General features: G+C 64.3%; 19 protein-coding genes. 6 read left to right on the top strand and 13 right to left on the bottom strand.

Features of this window, described 5'->3' with window-relative positions; genetic code table 11:
* Positions 1–13: 13 nt before the first annotated feature.
* A complete protein-coding gene (locus tag FFS21_RS16045) occupies positions 14–376 on the bottom strand; it encodes a RidA family protein (protein WP_137925784.1) in 363 nt (120 codons plus the stop codon).
* Between the two features lie 38 nt (positions 377–414).
* Positions 415–1296, bottom strand: a complete 882-nt coding sequence (phaZc, locus tag FFS21_RS16040) for a 3-hydroxybutyrate-oligomer hydrolase PhaZc (RefSeq protein ID WP_137925783.1) — start codon at positions 1294–1296, stop codon at positions 415–417.
* Between the two features lie 192 nt (positions 1297–1488).
* Between phaZc and FFS21_RS16035 the strand changes: the two genes are divergently transcribed.
* Positions 1489–2265 (top strand): 3-hydroxybutyrate dehydrogenase, encoded by a 777-nt coding sequence (locus tag FFS21_RS16035; protein ID WP_137925782.1) that lies wholly within the window; start codon positions 1489–1491, stop codon positions 2263–2265.
* Between the two features lie 12 nt (positions 2266–2277).
* Positions 2278–2748 (top strand): DUF411 domain-containing protein, encoded by a 471-nt coding sequence (locus FFS21_RS16030; RefSeq protein ID WP_137925781.1) that lies wholly within the window; start codon positions 2278–2280, stop codon positions 2746–2748.
* 53 nt (positions 2749–2801) lie between these two features.
* Here FFS21_RS16030 and FFS21_RS16025 read toward each other — a convergent pair whose 3' ends face one another.
* Entirely contained in the window at positions 2802–3440 is a 639-nt protein-coding gene (locus FFS21_RS16025) for a CoA transferase subunit B (RefSeq protein WP_137925780.1), read from the bottom strand.
* An 11-nt stretch (positions 3441–3451) separates the two neighbouring features.
* A complete protein-coding gene (locus tag FFS21_RS16020) occupies positions 3452–4150 on the bottom strand; it encodes a CoA transferase subunit A (protein WP_137925779.1) in 699 nt (232 codons plus the stop codon).
* A 154-nt stretch (positions 4151–4304) separates the two neighbouring features.
* On the opposite strand from FFS21_RS16020, the gene FFS21_RS16015 reads away from it, so the two are divergent.
* A complete protein-coding gene (locus FFS21_RS16015; protein WP_137925778.1) occupies positions 4305–4850 on the top strand; it encodes a PAS and helix-turn-helix domain-containing protein in 546 nt (181 codons plus the stop codon).
* A 64-nt stretch (positions 4851–4914) separates the two neighbouring features.
* On the opposite strand, the gene FFS21_RS16010 is transcribed toward FFS21_RS16015, so the two are convergent.
* The 5 genes from FFS21_RS16010 to FFS21_RS15990 form a co-directional block, all read right to left on the bottom strand.
* Positions 4915–5316 carry an acyl-CoA thioesterase gene (locus FFS21_RS16010; protein ID WP_137925777.1) on the bottom strand — a complete coding sequence of 134 codons (402 nt, stop codon included), beginning with the start codon at positions 5314–5316 and terminating at the stop codon, positions 4915–4917.
* Positions 5316–6344, bottom strand: coding sequence for a DctP family TRAP transporter solute-binding subunit (locus FFS21_RS16005; RefSeq protein WP_137925776.1), 1029 nt, complete (start codon positions 6342–6344; stop codon positions 5316–5318). The genes FFS21_RS16010 and FFS21_RS16005 overlap by 1 nt, the downstream gene beginning before the upstream one ends.
* Before the next feature lie 52 nt (positions 6345–6396).
* On the bottom strand, positions 6397–7701 hold the full coding sequence (locus tag FFS21_RS16000; RefSeq protein WP_137925775.1) for a TRAP transporter large permease: 1305 nt from the start codon (positions 7699–7701) through the stop codon (positions 6397–6399).
* Positions 7698–8297 carry a TRAP transporter small permease gene (locus FFS21_RS15995; protein WP_137925774.1) on the bottom strand — a complete coding sequence of 200 codons (600 nt, stop codon included), beginning with the start codon at positions 8295–8297 and terminating at the stop codon, positions 7698–7700. Before FFS21_RS15995 ends, FFS21_RS16000 begins: the two co-directional genes overlap by 4 nt.
* A gap of 112 nt (positions 8298–8409) precedes the next feature.
* Positions 8410–9195, bottom strand: coding sequence for an SDR family oxidoreductase (locus FFS21_RS15990; RefSeq protein WP_137925773.1), 786 nt, complete (start codon positions 9193–9195; stop codon positions 8410–8412).
* Between the two features lie 434 nt (positions 9196–9629).
* On the opposite strand from FFS21_RS15990, the gene FFS21_RS15985 reads away from it, so the two are divergent.
* A complete protein-coding gene (locus FFS21_RS15985; RefSeq protein WP_137925772.1) occupies positions 9630–11309 on the top strand; it encodes an electron transfer flavoprotein-ubiquinone oxidoreductase in 1680 nt (559 codons plus the stop codon).
* A 77-nt stretch (positions 11310–11386) separates the two neighbouring features.
* On the opposite strand, the gene torA is transcribed toward FFS21_RS15985, so the two are convergent.
* The 4 genes from torA to FFS21_RS15965 form a co-directional block, all read right to left on the bottom strand.
* Complete coding sequence (gene torA / locus FFS21_RS15980) at positions 11387–13867, bottom strand: trimethylamine-N-oxide reductase TorA (RefSeq protein WP_137925771.1); 2481 nt, start codon at positions 13865–13867, stop codon at positions 11387–11389.
* Positions 13857–14444, bottom strand: coding sequence for a TorD/DmsD family molecular chaperone (locus tag FFS21_RS15975; protein ID WP_171020425.1), 588 nt, complete (start codon positions 14442–14444; stop codon positions 13857–13859). The genes torA and FFS21_RS15975 overlap by 11 nt, the downstream gene beginning before the upstream one ends.
* Positions 14445–14521: 77 nt before the next feature.
* The gene (locus FFS21_RS15970; protein ID WP_137925769.1) at positions 14522–16153 is read right to left on the bottom strand and encodes a c-type cytochrome; all 1632 of its coding nucleotides are present in this window, start codon (positions 16151–16153) and stop codon (positions 14522–14524) included.
* Between the two features lie 137 nt (positions 16154–16290).
* Positions 16291–17229, bottom strand: coding sequence for a flagellar brake protein (locus FFS21_RS15965; RefSeq protein ID WP_137925768.1), 939 nt, complete (start codon positions 17227–17229; stop codon positions 16291–16293).
* A 342-nt stretch (positions 17230–17571) separates the two neighbouring features.
* Between FFS21_RS15965 and FFS21_RS15960 the strand changes: the two genes are divergently transcribed.
* Both FFS21_RS15960 and FFS21_RS15955 read left to right on the top strand, forming a co-directional pair.
* On the top strand, positions 17572–18273 hold the full coding sequence (locus tag FFS21_RS15960; protein ID WP_137925767.1) for a FadR/GntR family transcriptional regulator: 702 nt from the start codon (positions 17572–17574) through the stop codon (positions 18271–18273).
* 64 nt (positions 18274–18337) lie between these two features.
* Positions 18338–19441: an NAD(P)/FAD-dependent oxidoreductase gene (locus tag FFS21_RS15955; protein WP_137925766.1), complete on the top strand. Its 1104-nt coding sequence runs from the start codon at positions 18338–18340 to the stop codon at positions 19439–19441.
* The last annotated feature ends 180 nt before the right edge of the window (positions 19442–19621 follow it).

Genomic DNA, 19621 nt, shown 5'->3' with positions numbered 1-19621 from the left:
ACTGCACCTGCCATCAGTTGAGCGCGGCGGTCACCACCACTTCGATCAGGTAGTCGGGATTGGCCAGGGCGGCCTCAACCGTGGCACGCGGAGGCGTGTTGCCCTGCGGCACCCATGCATCCCAGACCTCGTTCATCTCGCCGATGCGCGACACGTCGGTCAGAAAGATCTGGCACATCAGGATGCGTGTCTTGTCGCTGCCGGCCTCGGCCAGCAGACGGTCGATATGGCCCAGCACCTCGCGTGTCTGGCCGCGCAGATCGGCCTTGGGATCGACTTCGGGAACCTGGCCAGCCAGGTAGACCACGCCGTTGTAGACCGCATATTCGGACAGGCGCTTGCCCACATGGGCGCGCTTCAGGGTATTGGTGCTCATAACAATGTCTACGTTGTGAATTCAGGTTGTTCGGTGGTTCAGGTGCCCAGGAAAAAGCGCCGGGCAATATCGATCTGCTCCGCGTTGACGAACGTCGGGGCGTGCCCCACGTCGGGCACATCGATGGTCTCGACCTGCTTGCCGCGCGCCACCATCTCGGCGGCTGTCTCGCGAAGCAGCAGGTCGGATTGCGCACCGCGCACCACCAGCGTGGGGCCCGGTGCGGCTTCGAACAGGTGCCACAGGGCGGCTTCGCCAGCCTGCACGACTTCAGGTGTCGTGTTGCGGAACGGCACGGCCAGCGCCGGATCGTAGTGGAGGCCCCACTCCAGGCCCTCGTCACCCTGTACGGGCTTCAGGATCGCGCCATTCAGTTCGCGCCACTGCTCCGGCGTGTGGCGGCCAAACGATGCACTGATTGTCTGCAGGTACGCCAGTCCTTCCTCGAACGTCTTGAAGCGGACAGGCAGCCCCAGGTAGGCGCCGATACGCTCGATGGCCTGCGCCGTGATGCGCGGCCCCACATCGTTGAGCAACAGCTTGCGCACCGGCGACTTTGGCAAGCCTGCCAGTCCCATGCCGATCAGGCCGCCCATCGACGTGCCAAACCAGTCCACCTGCTCCACATTGAGCCGCGCAATCAGTGTGACCATGTCGGCCACGTACTGCGGCAGGATGTACTGCTTCGGATCAGCCAGCCATTCCGAACGACCCCGGCCCACCACATCGGGACAAACGACGCGGTACTCGTCGGACATCGTATGCGCCAGCGTGTCGAAATCACGCCCGGTTCGCGTCAGTCCATGCACGCACATCAGGACGCGCGGATTGGCCGGGTCGCCCCATTCGTGATAGGCCATGCGATGCAGGCCGGCGGGACTGATGCATTGAACAAAGCCGAGGCGCGGACTGGAGGACATCGGAACTCCTGTGCGAGGCCGCCGCATCCCCTGCGGCGTAGAGTTTTGGGAATGGCTGCGAAAATCGGAAAGCCAATGGCAGTCAAACGCCGCGCAAAAAGCAGAGCAGCTGCTGCCAAAGACCAAAGCCGGATTGTACGCCCTGCGAGTACAATGCCCCAGCACATCCTGACACTCCCGACGGAGGCTTACATGCTCAAAGGCAAGACGGCACTGGTCACGGGCTCGACCAGCGGTATCGGACTTGGCATCGCGCAGGCACTGGCCGCGCAAGGCGCCAATATCATCGTCAACGGATTCGGTGACGCCGACGGCGCAAAGGCGGAAATCGCCGCCGCCGGCAGCGGCATCCAGGTCGGCTATCACGGCGCCGACATGAGCAAGTCCGCCGAGATCGAAGACATGATGCGCTACGCCGAGAAGGACTTCGGCGGCGTGGACATCCTAGTCAACAACGCCGGCATCCAGTTCGTGGCACCCATCGACGAGTTCCCGGCCGACCGCTGGGACGCGATCATCGCCATCAACCTGACCTCCGCATTCCACACCACCCGTCTCGCCCTGCCGTCGATGAAGGCGAAGAACTGGGGCCGCATCATCAATGTGGCCTCGACCCATGGCCTGGTCGCCTCGGCAAACAAATCTGCCTACGTGGCGGCGAAACACGGCATCGTCGGATTCACCAAGGTCACCGCGCTGGAAACCGCGCAGACCGGCATCACCGCCAACGCGATCTGCCCGGGCTGGGTGCTGACGCCGCTTGTGCAGAAACAGGTCGAGGCGCGTGCCCAGAAGGAAGGCATCCCGGTGGAGCAGGCCAAGCGCGAGTTGGTACTCGAGAAGCAGCCTTCGGGCCAATTCGTCACGCCTGAAGAACTCGGTGCGCTGGCCGTCTTCCTGTCGGGCGAAGCTGCGCGTCAGGTGCGCGGCGCGATCTGGAACATGGACGGCGGCTGGGTGGCCCAGTAAGGAGCGGTAATCATGAAAACGCGTCGCGATGCATTGCGAACGCTGGGCGCCGGAGCCTTGATGCTGTCGCCGCTAGTGGCGACAGCGCAGTCCGCCAAGCCGCTGGCTATCGTCGTCTACAAGACACCGACCTGCGGCTGCTGCGGGGATTGGGTCAAGCATCTGCAGGACAACGGCTTTACGGTCACCACGCATGATGTGGAAGACACGGGTCCGTATCGCCAGAAATACGGGATTCCGGAGCGCTTCGGTTCGTGCCATACCGGTGTGATCGCGGGGTATGGCATCGAAGGGCATGTGCCTGCGGCAGATATCAAGAAGCTGGTGGCGACGAAGCCGAAGGCGACGGGTCTTGCTGTGCCAGGTATGCCGGTCGGATCGCCGGGCATGGAGATGGGGCCGCGCAAGGACCCGTTTGATGTGCTGCTGGTGAAGGCGGATGGAGCGGCTTCGGTGTTTTCGAGTTACAACAAAAAGGCGTGAGGTTTGTTGTTACTCCCCTCTCCCGCCATGCGGGAGAGGGGAGAAAACCCGGCTTAAACCAGTTCCGCGCCAGTCTTGGCCTGAACTTCCTCGCGGGTGACGCCGGGCGCCGTTTCCACGAGTTTCAGACCTTGCGGCGTGACGTCGATCACGGCCAGGTCGGTGATGATGCGATTCACCACGCCTACACCGGTCAGCGGCAGGTTGCAGTCCTTGAGGATCTTGATGTCCTCCGTGCCGTCCTTCTTCTTGGCGGTATGCTCCATCAGCACGACCACACGGCCCACGCCGGCCACGAGGTCCATCGCGCCGCCCATACCCTTGACCATCTTGCCCGGAATCATCCAGTTGGCCAGGTCGCCTCGCTGGCTGACCTGCATGGCGCCGAGGATGGCCAGGTTGATCTTGCCGCCGCGAATCATCGCGAACGAATCGGCCGACGAGAAGATCGACGAGCCACGCAGCGTGGTCACGGTCTGCTTGCCGGCATTGATCATGTCGGCGTCCACTTCTTCCTCGGTCGGGAACGGGCCGATGCCGAGCAGGCCGTTTTCCGATTGGAGCCACACTTCCATGCCTTGCGGCACGTGGTTGGCCACCAGCGTCGGCAGGCCGATGCCCAGGTTCACATAGAAACCGTCCTGCAGTTCCGCGGCCGCGCGCGCGGCCATTTCATCACGTGTCCATGCCATGATCTGTCTCCTTACTTGGCACGCACGGTGCGCTGTTCGATGCGTTTCTCGGGGGTCTTGTTCAGCACGATACGGTGAACGAAGATGCCCGGCAGGTGGACGTCGTCCGGATCGATCTCGCCGGTCTCGACGATTTCCTCGACCTCGGCCACGGTGATCTTGCCCGACATCGCGCACACCGGATTGAAGTTGCGTGCAGTACGGCGGAAGACCAGATTGCCGGCCTTGTCAGCCTTGTGTGCCTTGACCAGTGCCACGTCAGAGACCAGCGCCTGCTCCATGACGTACTTCTCGCCATTGAACTCGCGTACTTCCTTGCCTTCGGCGACGATCGTGCCGACACCGGTCTTGGTGAAGAATGCCGGGATGCCCGAGCCGCCAGCGCGCAGCTTTTCGGCCAGCGTGCCCTGCGGCGTGAAATCGAGCTGGAGTTCGCCGGCCAGGTACTGGCGCTCGAACTCCTTGTTTTCACCGACGTATGACGAGATCATCTTGCTGATCTGGCGGGTGGCCAGCAGCAGGCCCAGGCCGAAGCCATCGACGCCCGCGTTGTTCGAAATGCAGGTGAGCTGCTTGGCGCCACTGTCGCGCAGCGCGGCGATCAGTGCTTCAGGGATGCCGCACAGGCCGAAGCCGCCTACGGCGATCGTCTGGCCGTCGCGCACGACGCCCGCGAGCGCCTCGGCGGCGCTGGCGTAGACCTTGTTCATGTTTGCTCCTTCCTCGGTAGTCCCGCTACGCGGCCGGGTAGCCCCGCGCGGAAATTGTAACGGTACAATCGGCGGTCAGGCGCCGCCGTTGACGCCCCAGAGCATACGTCAAGGGATGCCGCGAGCGCCATTACGTAAAAGTACATAAGGGATAATGCCGTCCATCGACTACCAGACCGCTTTCCAGTTGGCCCCGGTTGGCCTGGTGCTATCGCGCGCCCGGGTGATCGAGGATTGCAACGACGAGGTCTGCCGGATCTTCGGCACCACCCGCGAGGCCCTGATGGGCCAATCGTTCCAGGTGCTCTATCCCACCGCCGACGAGTTCGAGCGCACGGGCGCGCGCATCGTGCCGGTGATGAACACCAAGGGCCTGTATTCGGACGAGCGAATCATGAAGCGCGCCAGCGGCGAGCTGTTCTGGTGCCACGTTACCGGACGCTCACTGGATCGCAAGGACCCGTTGGGCGCCGGCATCTGGACGTTCGAGGATCTGTCGCAGAAGCGGCCGGTCACGGCCGAACTGACCGCGCGGGAGCGCGACATCGCCGCGCAACTTGTGGAAGGCAAGACTAGCAAGCAGATCGGGAAGCTGCTGGCAATCAGTCCGCGCACCGTGGATATCTACCGGGCGCGGCTGATGAAGAAATACGGGGCCCATACGGCAGTGGACCTGGTGCAGCGGCTGGTGAATCACTGAGGTGTTGTCTTACTCCCCTCTCCCGTTGCACGGGAGAGGGGACCTGCCGGCGATGATCAGACGCTTACGCTTCGATCAGTTGCCGAATCGCCTCCGGCACCGGCACGCTCTTCTCCACCGCATAGTCGCACCACACCACCTTTGCCCCGCCTTCCGCCCAGACCACGTCAGGCAGATCGGTGCGCCGCACCTCGATGCGCGTCTCAAAGCTCGAACGCCCCAACTCTCCCGCGTACACCCGGCACTCGATGTCGCCGGGATAGCGCAGTTGCTTCAGGAACGTCATGTGGGCGTTGATCAGCACGGGGCCGTGACCATTGGCGTCTCGGCCATTGCGGCCGATCGACTCGAACCATTCGATCCGCGCCTGCTCCAGATAGCGGAAGTAAACGGTGTTGTTGACATGGCCCATGGCATCCATGTCACCCCACCGGATCGGCATCACGCAGGTGAAGACGTGCTTCATCAGCGCTTGGCGATCGAAGCTTCGGCCTTGGTCACGAGGTCGGCGCCGATTTGTTTCTTCCACTTGTCGTAGACCTTGGCCGTGGCCTTCTTGAAGGCGTCGTGCTCGGCCGGCGTCAGCGACGTGACCTTCACGCCGTGCTGCTCCATGTCCTTCCACGCCGGGGCGCCGGCCTCGACCAGGCCCTTGCGGGCCAGTGCGATTTCCTGCTTGCCGGCGTCGATGGCCGCCTGCTTCACGATCTCGCGATCCGCCGGGGTCCAGCTTTCCCAGATCTGCTTGTTGACCACGAAGACCAACGGATCAGCGACGTAGCCCCAGGTCGTCACGTACTTCTGGCCCACCGTGTACAGCTTGGCGGCCGCGAACACGCTCTGCGGATTTTCCTGGCCATCCACGGCGCCCGACGCCATGGCGGGCTGGGCGTCGGCCCAGCTCATCTGCGTCGGGTTGGCGCCGAGCGCGTTGAAGGTTTCGATATAAAGCGGCGAACCCACCACACGCAGCTTCATGCCCTTGAGGTCTTCCGGCTTGCGGATCTCACGCTTCGAATTCGACACTTCGCGGAAACCGTTCTCGCCCCAGGCCAGTGGCACCACGCCGGCCTTGTCCAGCGTCGTGAACAGTTGCTTGCCCACTTCACCCTGCGTCAGCGAATCCAGCGCCTTGTAGTCGGGCATCAGGAACGGCAGCGAGAACAGGTTCAGTTCCTTGACCTGCGGCGACCAGTTGATGGTCGAGCCAATGGCCATGTCGATCACACCCTGGCGGATGGCCGAGAACTCGCGCGTCTGGTCGCCGGCCACCAGCGACGTACCCGGATACAGCTTGATGTTGATGCGGCCACTGGTCCGCTGGCGCACCAGGTCGGCCCAGATCTCGCCGCCCTTGCCCCACGGGAACGCGGGGCCGAGCACCAGCGACATCTTGTATTCGGACTTGTACGTCTGGGCCGATGCGGCAGCCGGCAACAGGGCGGCGGCGGCGATCGAAGCGGCAACGGACAGCATCAGGGCACGGCGTTTCATGCGGGAATCTCCTCTTTTCAATCTTGTCGATGTCTTCAACGTCTTCAGCAAATCAGTAGCCCAGATAGTCTGGCAGCCACGTCGCCAGCGGCGGGTAGGCCAGCACCATCAGCATGGCGATGAACATCGCCAGCAGCATCCAGATCACCCAGGGCACGGTTTCCTCCATCCGTACCTTGGCGATGCGGCACGACACCATCAGGTTCACGGCCAGCGGCGGCGTGAACTGGCCCAGCGCCACCTTCAGCGTCAGCACCACGCCGAACCATACCGGATTCCAGTGGAATGCATTGGCGATAGGCAGCAGCAGCGGCACGAAGATCAGGAAGATCGAGATGCCGTCGAGGAACATGCCTACCGTCATCAGCAACAGCACGATCAGCGCCAGCACGCCGTACTCGCCCAGCCCGGAGTTGGCAATGGCGTGAGCCAGCGGATCGATCACGCCGAGCGTGGACAGCGCATAAGCAAAGATACCGGCCAGCGCGACCACAAGCAGGATCACCGCCGAAGTCTCCGCGGCTTCCTGGAAAATCGTGAACAGGTCGCGCATGCCGATGCTGCGGTAGATCACCATGCCGACGAACAGCCCGTAGACCACCGCCACCACGGCGGCCTCGGTCGGCGTGAACCAGCCCGCGCGCATGCCACCGAGAATTAGGAACGGCGCGACCAGACCCCACGCGGCTTCGCGCAGGCTCTTCCAGAACGGCGGACGCGGCAGCGCGGCCTCCACGGCACCCATGTTGTGCTTGCGCGCCAGCCAGACGGCCGGGACGATCAGCGCCACGCCGGCCAGGATGCCCGGGATCAGGCCGGCCGCGAACAGCGCCGGTACCGAGGCGCCCGGCACCAGTACGCTGTAGATGATGAACGCGACCGATGGCGGGATCAGGATGTCGGTGGCGGCTGCCGCGCCCACCACGGCGGCACTGTACGAGCCCGGATAACCGGCCCGCGACATCGCCGCGATCATCACGCCGCCCACCGCTGCCGCGTTGGCGGGGCCCGAGCCCGAGATACCGCCGAGGAACATGGCCACGAGAATGGCCACCAGCGGCAGCATGCCCGGCCCACGCCCCACCACGGCAATGGCAAACGTGACCAGCCGCGCCGCCACGCCCGAGCGGTCGAAGATCGACCCTACGAGCACGAACATCGGAATGGCCAGCAGCGGGTACTTGGCCAGCCCCGCATAGAAGTTCTGCGGCACGGCCAGCAGGCCGAACATCTGCGTGTCGAGATTCGACAGGCCGATGGCCACCAGCCCGCCCAGCCCCAGCGACACGCCAATCGGCACGCCCAGCAGCATCAGGCCGATAAAGACCACGAAAAGAGTGATGGCGACGAGCGTCATTGCGCGCCCTCCCCGCCCTGCTTCGAAGTCGTCAATGCCTTCAGCGCACGGACATTGCGCCAGGCCAGCGCCAGCGCGCGCAGCCCGATGGCTACCGACAGCACCGGCAGCCAGATCGAATACCACCAGGCGGGCACGCCAATACCGGGCGAGGTTTCGCCAAACGCGTACTCATCCCAGGTAATCCGTACGCCGAGTACGGCCAAGGCCAGGAACATCACGGCCACGGCCAGCGCGGACAGGATGGCCAGCCGCTTCTGCCGGGTGGGGCTGCCGCGCTCGAAGAAATACTCGATGCGGATATTCCGGTCGCGCGCCACTGCCGCGCTGCCCGCCACGAGCGCCAGCACGATCATCAGGAAGACCGAGAATTCCTCGGTCCAGGCGAACGATTCGTCGGTGAAATAGCGCACCACCACGTTGGCGAACGTGATGGCGACCAGCAGCACCATGACGATGACGCCGATCCAGTCCTCGATACGTGGGGAAATGCGGAATTCGCTGTCGCGTGCCTCGTCGGACGCTTCGGGAATGATCGCCGAATCGACGATATGCTGCGGCCCGGCGTCGCGCCGTGCCTGATTGTCTTGATCCATTTTTTGCTACCCGGCCTCCGGTCCCGGGCCGCCCGGGGGCCTTGCCGGCCGCCGGGGCGTCTCTCTTCTTATGTACTTGTCGGCCTGTCTCCTCCCCGGGGGCGGGTGGAAGTCAGACCATGCCATCGTCGGCTGTGATCACCGCGCCATTGATAAAGCGCGATGCATCGGACGCCAGCAGCAGCAAGAGGCCATCGAGGTCTTCGGGTTGGCCCAGGCGCTTGCGCGGCAGCATCTGGATCAGCTTCTGCCCCGCATCGGTATCCCAGTGGTGGTGGTTGATGTCGGTATCGATGTAGCCCGGGCAGATCGCGTTCGTGTTGATACCGTGACGCGCCCACTCCAGGGCCATGGCCTTGGTCATGTGGACCACCGCAGCCTTGCTCATGCAATACACACCAATCTGCGACAGTACCTTGAGACCGGCTACCGACGCAATATTGACGATGCGTGCCTGTGGCAACGGATTGCCCTGTTTCTCTGCGCCCTTGGCCCGCGCGATCATGCGCTTGGCCACTTCCTGAGCCACGAAGAACGCGCCGCGCGTGTTGGTATCGAACACGAAATCAAAGTCGTCGGCGGTCACGTCGGTCAGCTTCTGCGTGGTGGACACCCCCGAATTGTTGACCAGGATATCGATGGAACCGGCTTCGGTTTCCGCGTGTGCCACGGCCGAACGGATGCTGTCGGGGTCGGTGACATCGAGTCGCACCACGTGGGCGCTGCCGCCGTCGGCCTCGATGGCCGCACGCAGTTCCTTGAGCAGTTCCACCCGGCGCGAGGCCAGCACCACCTTGGCGCCCGCAGCCGCCAGCACATGGGCGAAACGCGTGCCCAGTCCGCTCGAGGCACCGGTCACCAGCGCGACCTTGCCTTCCAGATTGATCGACAAACCCATTGTTTACCTCGGCGTTGAAGCATCCGGCCCTGCCGGACGGTGCGGTTCCAGTTCCGCTCTGCGGGAGCCGGACATGCGTTCCGGCTATCGCCCAAAAAAAAGAACGGTCGTTCCAAAAAATTGCTTGCCTGAGGTTGGCGAGTCCCGGACAATGCCGAAGATTCTAAGAACTTGGTCCCCAAAGGGAAAGAGGAAAAACGCCTAGTTCAGGCCCGGTCATCCGCCGGAGAGCCTGTTCCCGCGCCATGTCCGCACGCGGACGACACCCCGGCCACCCCGGGCCGCGCGCAGTGCCCGCCTCGCCCCGCCCGTTCCCGGTTCCGCAGAGCACGATCACCGCATCCCACAAACCGCAGTCACGCGTCACGCAACCAGTCACGCGCTGCAACCATGCGGCAGTATTGCCGCCCAGAAGAAACAGAGGGTTAGAGACAATGGATCAGCAACAGCTCGTCGAGCAGTTCGGCCCGCGCGAAGCCATGGAGTACGACGTCGTCATCGTCGGCGGTGGCCCCGGCGGTCTGGCCACGGCCATCCGCCTGAAGCAGCTGGCCGCGGAGAAAGGCGGCGACGTCAATGTCTGCGTGCTGGAAAAGGGCTCCGAGCCGGGCGCGCACATCCTGTCGGGCGCCATCATGGACCCGATTGCGCTGAACGAGCTGATCCCGAACTGGAAGGAACTGGGCGCACCGCTGAACCAGCCGGTCACCGAAGACAAGTTCCTGTTCCTCGACGCCAATGGCTCCAAGGGTGCCCCGTTGCTGCCCGAGTGCTTCCACAACGAAGGCAACTACATCGTCAGCCTGTCGAACTTCGTGCGCTGGCTGGGCCAGCAGGCCGAAGCGCTGGGCGTGGAAATCTTCCCGGGCTTCCCCGCCGCCGAAGTCCTCTACAACGAGGATGGCTCCGTCAAGGGCGTGGCCACCGGCAACCTCGGCATCAACAAGGAAGGCGAACCCACCGAGAACTTCCAGCTCGGCATGGAGCTGCACGCCAAGTACACGATCTTTGCCGAAGGCGCACGTGGCCACCTGGGCAAGCAACTGATCGCCAAATACAAGCTCGATGCCGGGAAGGATCCGCAAAGCTACGGTATCGGCCTGAAGGAACTGTGGGAAATCGATCCGGCCAAGCACCAGCCTGGCCTGGTCGTCCACACGGCCGGCTGGCCGCTGGACCCGGCCACCTACGGCGGCTCGTTCCTCTATCACATGGAAGACAACAAGGTGGCCGTGGGCTTCGTGGTCGGTCTCGACTACACGAATCCGTGGCTGTCGCCGTTCGAGGAATTCCAGCGCTTCAAGACGCACCCGGAAATCCGCCAGTACTTTGAAGGCGGCAAGCGCATTGGCTACGGCGCGCGCGCCATCACCGCCGGTGGTCTGCTGTCGCTGCCGAAGACGGTATTCCCGGGCGGTGCACTGGTGGGCTGCGACGCGGGCTACCTGAACGCCTCTCGCATCAAGGGCAGCCACGCCGCGATCAAGACCGGCATGATGGCCGCCGAAGCCGCGTACGACGCGCTGCAGGCGGGCCGTCAGCACGACGAACTGTCCGACTACCCCGCTGCTTTCGAAAAGAGCTGGCTGCACAAGGAACTGCTGCAGGCCAAGAACTTCAAGCAGTGGTTCAAGAAGGGCCGCACCACCGCCACGCTGATGACCGGTATCGAGCAATGGCTGCTGCCGAAGCTGGGCATCCGCAACCCGCCCTGGACGATCCACCGCGAGAAGCCGGACCACGTGTACCTGAAGCCGGCTGCCGAATGCCAGAAGATCGAGTATCCGAAACCGGACGGCAAGCTGACCTTCGACCGACTGTCGTCGGTCTTCATCAGCAACACGAACCACGAGGAAAACCAGCCGGCGCACCTGACGCTCAAGGACGCCAGCGTGCCGGTGAACATCAACTGGGAAAAGTACGCCGGCCCCGAGTCGCGCTACTGCCCGGCCGGTGTGTACGAATTCGTGCAGAACGATGACGGCAAGGAACGCCTGCAGATCAACGCGCAGAACTGTGTGCACTGCAAGACCTGCGATATCAAGGACCCGACCCAGAACATCGTCTGGGTGACGCCGGAAGGCGGCGGCGGTCCGAACTACGTGGGGATGTAAGTAGTACGCCGCAAGGCTGCTACTGCATGACGAAAAAACGCCGGTACTTTACCGGCGTTTTTTCATGGCTGCATGGCTCAGGACTCCGCGCCGCGCGGTGCCTTGAACACCTCCACGGGCGGCGGCACGCCCTTGAACTTCTCCACATCGGCCATGGCCGTATGGCCGCAATTGGCTTGCGCGAGTTTCGACGTGCCGATGCCGGTCGTCAGGTTGTTCACGTCTCCATAGCGGCAAAGCGTGCCTGGCTTGCCACCCTCGGCCGGGTCGTACCACGCCCCCTCGCAAACCCGGATCGCACCGCGCCGGATGCCGTCCGTCAGCTTCACGCCAACGAGCATCTGGCCCCGGTCGTTGAACACCCGCACGATGTCTCCGTCGGCGATGCCACGCGCGCGGGCGTCCTCCGGATGCATCAGGCAAGGTTCCCTGTCCTTTATCGCATAGGACTCGCGCAATACCGTTCCGCATAGCTGGGAGTGCAGCCGGCTCTTCGGATGGCTCGTCACGATATGGAGCGGATACTTCGTGGTCGGCCCATCGAGCCGCTCGACCGGCTCCATCCATGTCGGGTGCGACGGGCAATCGTCGTACTTCATCCGGGCGATATTCGACGAGTAGATCTCGATGCGGCCCGACGCCGTACCCAGCGCATTCAGCAACGGATCGTCGCGAAACGACTTGTGCCGGATGTAACCCCTGGCCTCCTCGCTGATCGGGAACGCCAGCGGCTTGTTGCTGTTCCAGAACACATCGAAGACCGGCATTTCCATGCGCTTGCCGCGCGCCTGCACGCGCGCCGCCTCGTAGAACGAACGAATCCAGCCCATCTCGTCGCGCCCGTCCGTGAAAGCCTTCCCGGTGCCCATGCGATCGCAGATGTCGGCAAAGATGTCGTAGTCGTTGCGCGCCTCGTAGACCGGATCGATGACCTTGCGCATGGCCAGGATATGGCTCATCGCATAGTCGCCAATGCCCTCGATATCGTTGCGCTCATAGCTCGTCGTGCACGGCAGCACGATATCGGCGTGCCGCGCGGTGGCGGTCCACTGGAAATCATGCACGATGAAGGTGTCGAGCTTCTGCCATGCCTTGAGCATGCGGTTGCGGTCCTGGTGGTGCATGAATGGATTGCCGCCCACCCAGTACGCCAGCTTGAGATCGGGATACGTCGAACGCCGTCCGTTGAAATCGTAGGTCTTGCCGGGGCTCTCCAGAGCCTCGACGATGCGTGAGACGGGAATCGTCTCGGTGCCGCCTGCCTCCAGCCATTCCGACCCCGGTGGCGGCTTGGCCCCCCCGACGATGCCCGGCAGCACCGGACCCGTGGCCGTGGGGCTGCCGCCATTGGCGTAGTGATACGTGAACCCATAGCCCCCACCGGGCAAGCCGATCTGGCCGAGCATCGACGCCAGGGTGACCATCATCCAGTGGGCCTGTTCGCCATGATGCTGCCGCTGGATCGACCACCCACCAGCCAGCATCGTCCGGTTTCCGGCAAAGCGCCGGGCCAGTCCGCGAATCACGTCTGCGGGCAGCCCGCAGATGCCCGATGCCCAGTTGGCGTCCTTGGGCACACCATCGGATTTGCCGGTCAGGTATGGGACGAATCGTTCGAAGCCCGTCGTGTAACGCGACAGGAACTTCGCGTCATGCAGGTTTTCGGTATAGAGCGTATGGGCGATCCCCAGCATCATCGCCACATCGGTCTGCGGCCGGGGTGCAAGCCACTCGGCGCCGAAGTACTCGCAGGTTTCCGTGCGCACCGGGTCGATGCAGATGACCTTGATGCCCTTCTTCTTCAACGCCTCCATGCCGGGAAACGCGCCGTGGTCCGGAACCTGCCAGCCGATCTGGTTCGTGACAATCGGATCGGCACCCCAGAACACCATCAACTCGGTATGGGCTTCGAGCACGGGCCACGTCGTAGGCTGCTCGTACACATCGATCGACCCCACCACGTACGGCAGAATGACCTGTGCAGCCCCGGTCGAATAGTCGCCGCTGCGGCTCACGAAGCCGCCGTTGACTGTCAACGCACGCGACAGCAGCGTCTGGCAGTTGTGGAGCTTTCCGGGACTCTTCCAGCCGTAGGAACCGCCGAAGATCGAGGTCGGCCCGTGCTTGCGCCGCACCCGGTCAAGTTCCTTTGCCACGAGATCCAGCGCCTTCTCCCAACTCACTCGCACGAAGTCACCCTTGCCCCGCCCTGCCGGATCGGCGCCCGGCCCGTGCTCGAGCCACGCGCGGCGCACCATCGGATAGCGAATCCGCGTGGGCGAATAGATCGAATCGAGCACACCGGGCAGCATGTGCGAAGGCCGCGGGTCCTTCTCCCACGGACGCAGCCCCGTGACGCGGCCGTTTTCCACCTTGGCGTAGAACGCGCCCCAGTGCGAACCGGTCAGCACCTCGGACGTTCCGACCGAACCTTGTCGGCTGGCGCCGGTTGCCAGCAGTGCGGGACTCGCGGAGCCCAGCGCACCCGTAGCGAGGGCGCCCTGGATGAAACGACGGCGCGACACGCGCGTGTCGCGGTGATTGTTGTCATTCGGCATGGTGACTCCATTCCTGTGTTTCCTGCGATTCTTGTGGTGCCAGGCATGGCTGGAATTCCAGCAGCACGCCGAGCAGGCTGGCGGTGGCGCCGTAGAAGCCGCTGGGATCGTTGGACCGGCACAGTGCGATCAAGCCGGGAACCCACGCAACCAGCCTCGCGTGCATCAGTGCGATGCCATCGGCGTCATCGCGGCGCAGCAGCGAGGCGTACAGCGCCAACTCCACCGCCACGTGATCGGCCGGCTCGCCCGGCGAAGCGATCGATACGTCGAACCGCATCAGCAGTTCGTTGACCTCGTCGACCGCACAGCCAAACGGGCGCAGACCGGGGTGCTCGTCGCCGACCGCATAGGCGCTTTCGTAGAGCGATATGGGCGGCGTGCCCATGACGCCTTCGAACAGACGCGTCCAGGTCACGGCGATGTCGAGCGCCAGTTGCGGGGCCGGTGCCGCCGACAGTGCCGTGCGCAACTGCGCGACTGCATCCAGGCAATCGAACTCCCCGCCAATGGCATCCAGCAGTGCCTGTCCTTCCGGCGACTGCAGTTGCGCAACCACCGCCTCCGTGGGCGGCATCGCGAGCCATCCGCCAATCCAATCGATTGTCGAGGCACGGATCTGACGTGGAGTGCAGGCAGCGGTGCCAGCCGGGCTCATTGCGGACCACCGCCGTGTGCAGTGCCGGCAGGGTTGCCGGGCGTATCATGTCCGCCGCCCACATCCTTGGAGTGGTTCTGCAGCCAGGACAGCATCAGGCGGTATTCGGCATCGTCGAGCGAGGTGTAGCGCTTCATCGCTCCCAACGTGCCGATCCACTGGTTGGCCAGGTACTCGTTGGCATGCGGTAGCGCATGGCACGACGCGCAGGACTGGCGATACGTCTCGTCCGCATGCCGCCAGAGTTGCGCCACATCGGCCGACAGCCCGGCGGAGGGGATCCAGACCGTGAGACTGCCTTCATGCCAATCCAGGCCTGTCTCCTCGTCGCGCACCGTCTGCTTGCGCTGCACCCTTGCAATGGCCTCCGGAGACAACACCGCCTGCATGATCCGCTGGCCCTTGAGCGCATACATCGCGCTCTCGGAACCATCCTGCTGCCAGCCATCGAAGCGCACCTGGAGGCGGTCGCCCTCGCGTGTCAGCACCTTCAGACGCGTGGCGCCAAGCAGCTTGCCGTCCTCGCCCGCTCCGCTGGTATCGAGCTGGAACGGCGTCGGGGATACGACGAAGAGTTCGTCGCGGCGCGCCAGTTCGGCCGGCGGCGCCGCCAGCGATGTCAGGCGCGATGGCCCGACGTGTCGCTGGTCCTCCGGCAGCATCACCACTTCCTCGGTGCGGTTCGGCGTGGGCGCGCCTGCGTTCGGCGCTTCCACTGCGGGGACGGATTTCAGGTAGACCGCCATCGCCAGCCGGTCCGCTTCGGACAGCCGCGACGTGTTCATCACGACCTCCTTCATGTCCCCGCCGGCCTTGATGCCAATCGGGTTGAGGCCGTCCTCAAGATATCGGGCGATATCGTTCACGGACCGGTAGCCGATACCCGTCTCGTCCTGCGTGATATTGGGGATGTAGCCCGTGCCCTCGGGGTTCGGTCCGCCCGAGAAGCGCCTGGCGAATGGCACGGCACCCATCAGGTTGCGCGGCGAATGACATTCCACGCAATGCGCCGAGCTTTCCACGAGATAGCGCCCGCGATTCCACTGCTCGGTCTGCGTCGGATCATCGGCAACAGGCTTGCCGTCCAGGAACGCCAGTCGCCACAGGCCCACGCCGCGCCGGATGGAATACGGAAATTTCAGTTCGTGGTCTGCCACCTTGCCGGGTATGGCCGGCAGCGTCTGCATGTAGGCGAACAGATCGCGCAGATCGTTTGCCGACATGCGCTGGTAGGACGTGTATGGGAAGGCCGGATAAGCGTTGCCCTTGCCCGGAATCACGCCCTCGCGCATCGCCATGATGAACTGCTCGAGCGTCCATCCACCAATGCCATCGGTCTTGTGTGACGAGACATTGGGCATATGGAACTTGCCGAACGCGGTCTCCAGCGAGCGGCCACCTCCAAGCACTGTCTCGTCGTTCTTGCCTGGCGATGCGTGGCACGTGGCGCAGTCGCCAGCAAGAAACTGCGTGCGCCCGTTTACCAGATCGGGCATGGACGTATCGGGTACGTCCCGCGCGGGATGGAGGAGTCGCCAGGTGGATGGTGCGGTGAGCACCAGGAATGCGACGATGCCGATCACCGCAACGGCGGCGGTGACGATCAGGGACCTTCTTCTCGTTGTCATGCGGTTACCTCGTTGAGCAATCCGTGATTGCTCGTAACCGTATGCCTGACTGCCGAGGTGGTTATTGATGCGAGGCAACCCTCGCATCGGTCGGGACGGGGCTAACGCAAACCGTCCCGATACAACTTGCTACGACATCAATTGCCCGAGACCGGCATGCAGGTGGATGCCAGCAACTGCTCGTAGATGAAGCACTGCAGCAGCGTCAGTTCACGCTCGCCCAACGCTTCGAACGCCACGCCGAACGCGGGGAATTCCTCGTCGTCCTGCGACGGCGCGCTGCGCACCGTGCCATCGACCGTCACCTCCGTATCGAGCGATGCCGTGCGCAACTGGAAGCGCAGCCTCACGCGCTGGCCTACCGCTGGCGCCGGGGTGGAGGTTTGCACCAACGCACCGCCCGTGCTGAGGTCCGATAGCAGCCCAAGCCGCGCAAGCCCTTCGCCCATCTGGTCATCGAGACTGACATCGGCACCCTGCTGCGTCGATTCGGCACTCCCTTCGTCTCCGCTCTCGCTGGCAGCCTCCACCAGATAGGCAGCCATCCGCGTGGGCACGCGGGCGGCGCGCCGTACCGGCATCTGCTCGGTCTGTGCCGGCGCCGACAGCACCAGATAGCGGAACGGGCTGCGGCAGACCGCCGTGACCGTCGATGTGAAGCTGTGGATCGCGTGCCCCGAGAAGCCGCGCAGCAGCAACGTTTCGCCCGCATTGATCGACAATTCGCGGCCACCCAGCGTGGGCCACGTCACGAACAGGCCATGTTCGATGAAACCGATCAGCCGGCTGGCAGCCGCCCGGGCCGTGTCGCCGGGCGTCTTCACGTGCAGCAGCGTCCCGACCTGGAGACCGAGCGGCCCCGAACTCAGCCTCGACCCACCATGCGCGTCAGGCTCGTTGCCGGCTTCGGGCATGTCGTCGGGCCGGCAGACCGTACCGTGTCGGAACATGAGCGCGAGGTCGCGCGCGTCAGGGATGATGCTGCCGCTGCCGAGCATGAGATTGCCCTGGCCGTCGAGCAGCGCCCACGGCAAGGGTTGCCCGACCGGCAGATCCTGTGGGGTCAATGGAATCATGGCGCGATGGCTCCCCATGAAGCAATGCACCGGTACGCGTCAGCCGCCAGTGCGAGGGTAAATCGAAGACGATGGGCCCGCCCCGCCACATTTCCTGCGTGGCGTGCAACCCCGGATGAGTCAGCTATCGACAGTTGCGAACGAACCTTGACACCCCTCGCAGGGGGCATGCGGGCGCAACAGAGGTTACCGGGCAGGCATCCGAAAACGCATCAGTCTTGGACGGCTGGCTTGACGCGGCACAAACAACATCGCAAAATCTCCAAAACGCCGAATGCTGTCAGACAGCCTGACATCTTAAAACTGCCGACCGAGCCCCTCTCGCCCTCACGCCCACTCCCCATGGACCGACTGTCCCGCCCTGCCACCCTCGCCTCCCGCATCGCCCAGACCCTGCGCGACGACATTGCCGCCGGCCGCTTTGCCACCGGTGCGCGGCTGCCGGCCGAGGCCACACTGGCGGGCACCTTCGACGTCAGCCGTCCGATCGTGCGCGAGGCGATTGCGCTACTCAAGGCCGACGGCGTGCTGGTGACGCGCAAGGGATCGGGGGCTTATGTTTCCGAAACGCCCGGCGGGCAGGTCTGGCGTGTGGCCAGCGCGCCCGAAGGCGGGCCGACGCTGGCGCAACTGTTCGAACTGCGCCGTGTGGTGGAAACGGCGTGTGCTGAGATGGCTGCGTTGCGCCGCACCGATGCGGATATCGCCGCCATGCGTCAGGCGCTCGACGCCATGCGGCGTCAGGCCGATGATTTTCCGAGCGCCGCAGCCGCCGATATTGCCTTTCACCACGCCATCGCCCAGGCCGCGCACAACCCGTGCTTCACGGGCCTGACCGATTTCGTCAGCCAGCAACTGCTGGCCGCCCGGCAGCGGGCCTGGGAAAACACCGCGCGCCTGCGCGACACCGACGGCCAGCCACGGGCGGCCGATGCCGAACACGCGGCGCTCGTCGATGCCATCGCCCAGGGCGATCCCATGGCTGCGCGCGCTGCGGCTACCGCCCACCTTGGCGCGTCGGCGGCGCGCATGGGCCTGGCGTGACATCGGACCCGAGTACCGACTCGGAAAAATCAGCATCCAGGGATCAGGAATCAGGAGCAGACAGATGGAACAGGTAGATTGCGTCGTGATCGGCGCTGGGGTGGTCGGGCTCGCCGTAGCCCGCGCCATGGCGCTGCAAGGCCGCGAAGTCATCATTCTCGAAGCGGAGAATGCCTTTGGCACGATCACGAGCGCGCGCAACAGCGAGGTGATCCACGCCGGCATCTACTACCCGGCCGGCTCGCTGAAGGCCGAGCTTTGCGTGCGCGGCAAGGCCATGCTCTATGACTACTGCGCCAGCCATCACGTGGTGCACCAGCGCTGCGGCAAGTTGATCGTGGCCACCAGCGAGGCTCAGGTCGCCACGCTCGCCGGCATCCGCGCCAAGGCCGAGGCCAATGGCGTGCACGACATGCAACTACTGACGCGCGACGAAGCGCGGGCCATGGAGCCGCAACTCGAATGCCACGCCGCGCTGCTGTCGCCGTCGACCGGCATCATCGATAGCCACGGCTTGATGACCGCACTGCTTGGCGATGCGGAACAGGCCGGTGCGATGCTGGCCGTGCAGTCGCCCGTGCGATCGGGGGCGGTGACGCCCGATGGCATCCGCCTGGACATCGACAGTCCGGACGGCGCCACCACGCTGCTGGCCCGCACGGTGATCAATTCGGCCGGGTTGACCGCGCCCGATCTCGCCCGTCGGATCGACGGCATTCCCGCCGCGCACATTCCACCGCAGTTCTACGCCAAAGGCTGCTATTTCACGCTGGCAGGCCGCGCGCCATTCTCGCGTCTGATCTATCCGGTGCCCGAAGCAGCCGGCCTTGGCGTCCATCTGACGCTGGACCTGGGCGGCCAGGCGCGCTTCGGCCCGAATGTGCGATGGATCGACGACATCGAATACAGCGTGCCGCCGCACGACGCGGATAGTTTCTATGACGAGGTTCGCCGCTATTGGCCGGGGCTGGCTGACGGTGCCTTGCAGCCGGGCTACGCGGGCATCCGCCCGAAAATCAGCGGCCCAGGCGAGACGGCTGCTGATTTCAGGATCGATGGACCGGAAACGCATGGTGTGCCGGGGCTGGTGAATCTGTTTGGGATCGAGTCGCCGGGGCTGACGTCGTCGCTGGCGATTGGGGAGAAGGTGGTGGGGTTGTTGGCATAGACCCTCGCCCGTAGTTATGCGCTCCCCTCTCCCGTGCAACGGGAGAGGGGTGGGGGTGAGGGCAAGCGGTGCAAACTTAGACAGGTCGGCAAGCAGAACCTCCGGCCCTCACCCCTAACCCCTCTCCCACTTTGTGGGAGAGGGGAATAAACCGAGAGGTGACTCAGTCAGTCCCTCCCC

Origin of the sequence: Cupriavidus sp. 2SB, from assembly GCF_005503625.1 — a bacterium.
In the GTDB taxonomy this organism is placed as follows: Bacteria; Pseudomonadota; Gammaproteobacteria; order Burkholderiales; family Burkholderiaceae; genus Cupriavidus.
The sequence above is the reverse complement of the archived record's forward strand: the minus strand, read 5'-3'. Positions and strand labels throughout refer to the sequence as shown.

Excerpts from the sequence above, each read along its gene's own strand:
- FFS21_RS16045 (WP_137925784.1), bottom strand. The coding sequence starts at position 376 with ATGAGCACCAATACCCTGAAGCGCGCCCATGTGGGCAAGCGCCTGTCC.
- phaZc (WP_137925783.1), bottom strand. The coding sequence starts at position 1,296 with ATGTCCTCCAGTCCGCGCCTCGGCTTTGTTCAATGCATCAGTCCCGCC.
- FFS21_RS16035 (WP_137925782.1), top strand. The coding sequence starts at position 1,489 with ATGCTCAAAGGCAAGACGGCACTGGTCACGGGCTCGACCAGCGGTATC.
- FFS21_RS16030 (WP_137925781.1), top strand. The coding sequence starts at position 2,278 with ATGAAAACGCGTCGCGATGCATTGCGAACGCTGGGCGCCGGAGCCTTG.
- FFS21_RS16025 (WP_137925780.1), bottom strand. The coding sequence starts at position 3,440 with ATGGCATGGACACGTGATGAAATGGCCGCGCGCGCGGCCGCGGAACTG.
- FFS21_RS16020 (WP_137925779.1), bottom strand. The coding sequence starts at position 4,150 with ATGAACAAGGTCTACGCCAGCGCCGCCGAGGCGCTCGCGGGCGTCGTG.
- FFS21_RS16015 (WP_137925778.1), top strand. The coding sequence starts at position 4,305 with ATGCCGTCCATCGACTACCAGACCGCTTTCCAGTTGGCCCCGGTTGGC.
- FFS21_RS16010 (WP_137925777.1), bottom strand. The coding sequence starts at position 5,316 with ATGAAGCACGTCTTCACCTGCGTGATGCCGATCCGGTGGGGTGACATG.
- FFS21_RS16005 (WP_137925776.1), bottom strand. The coding sequence starts at position 6,344 with ATGAAACGCCGTGCCCTGATGCTGTCCGTTGCCGCTTCGATCGCCGCC.
- FFS21_RS16000 (WP_137925775.1), bottom strand. The coding sequence starts at position 7,701 with ATGACGCTCGTCGCCATCACTCTTTTCGTGGTCTTTATCGGCCTGATG.
- FFS21_RS15995 (WP_137925774.1), bottom strand. The coding sequence starts at position 8,297 with ATGGATCAAGACAATCAGGCACGGCGCGACGCCGGGCCGCAGCATATC.
- FFS21_RS15990 (WP_137925773.1), bottom strand. The coding sequence starts at position 9,195 with ATGGGTTTGTCGATCAATCTGGAAGGCAAGGTCGCGCTGGTGACCGGT.
- FFS21_RS15985 (WP_137925772.1), top strand. The coding sequence starts at position 9,630 with ATGGATCAGCAACAGCTCGTCGAGCAGTTCGGCCCGCGCGAAGCCATG.
- torA (WP_137925771.1), bottom strand. The coding sequence starts at position 13,867 with ATGCCGAATGACAACAATCACCGCGACACGCGCGTGTCGCGCCGTCGT.
- FFS21_RS15975 (WP_171020425.1), bottom strand. The coding sequence starts at position 14,444 with ATGCCGCCCACGGAGGCGGTGGTTGCGCAACTGCAGTCGCCGGAAGGA.
- FFS21_RS15970 (WP_137925769.1), bottom strand. The coding sequence starts at position 16,153 with ATGACAACGAGAAGAAGGTCCCTGATCGTCACCGCCGCCGTTGCGGTG.
- FFS21_RS15965 (WP_137925768.1), bottom strand. The coding sequence starts at position 17,229 with ATGATTCCATTGACCCCACAGGATCTGCCGGTCGGGCAACCCTTGCCG.
- FFS21_RS15960 (WP_137925767.1), top strand. The coding sequence starts at position 17,572 with ATGGACCGACTGTCCCGCCCTGCCACCCTCGCCTCCCGCATCGCCCAG.
- FFS21_RS15955 (WP_137925766.1), top strand. The coding sequence starts at position 18,338 with ATGGAACAGGTAGATTGCGTCGTGATCGGCGCTGGGGTGGTCGGGCTC.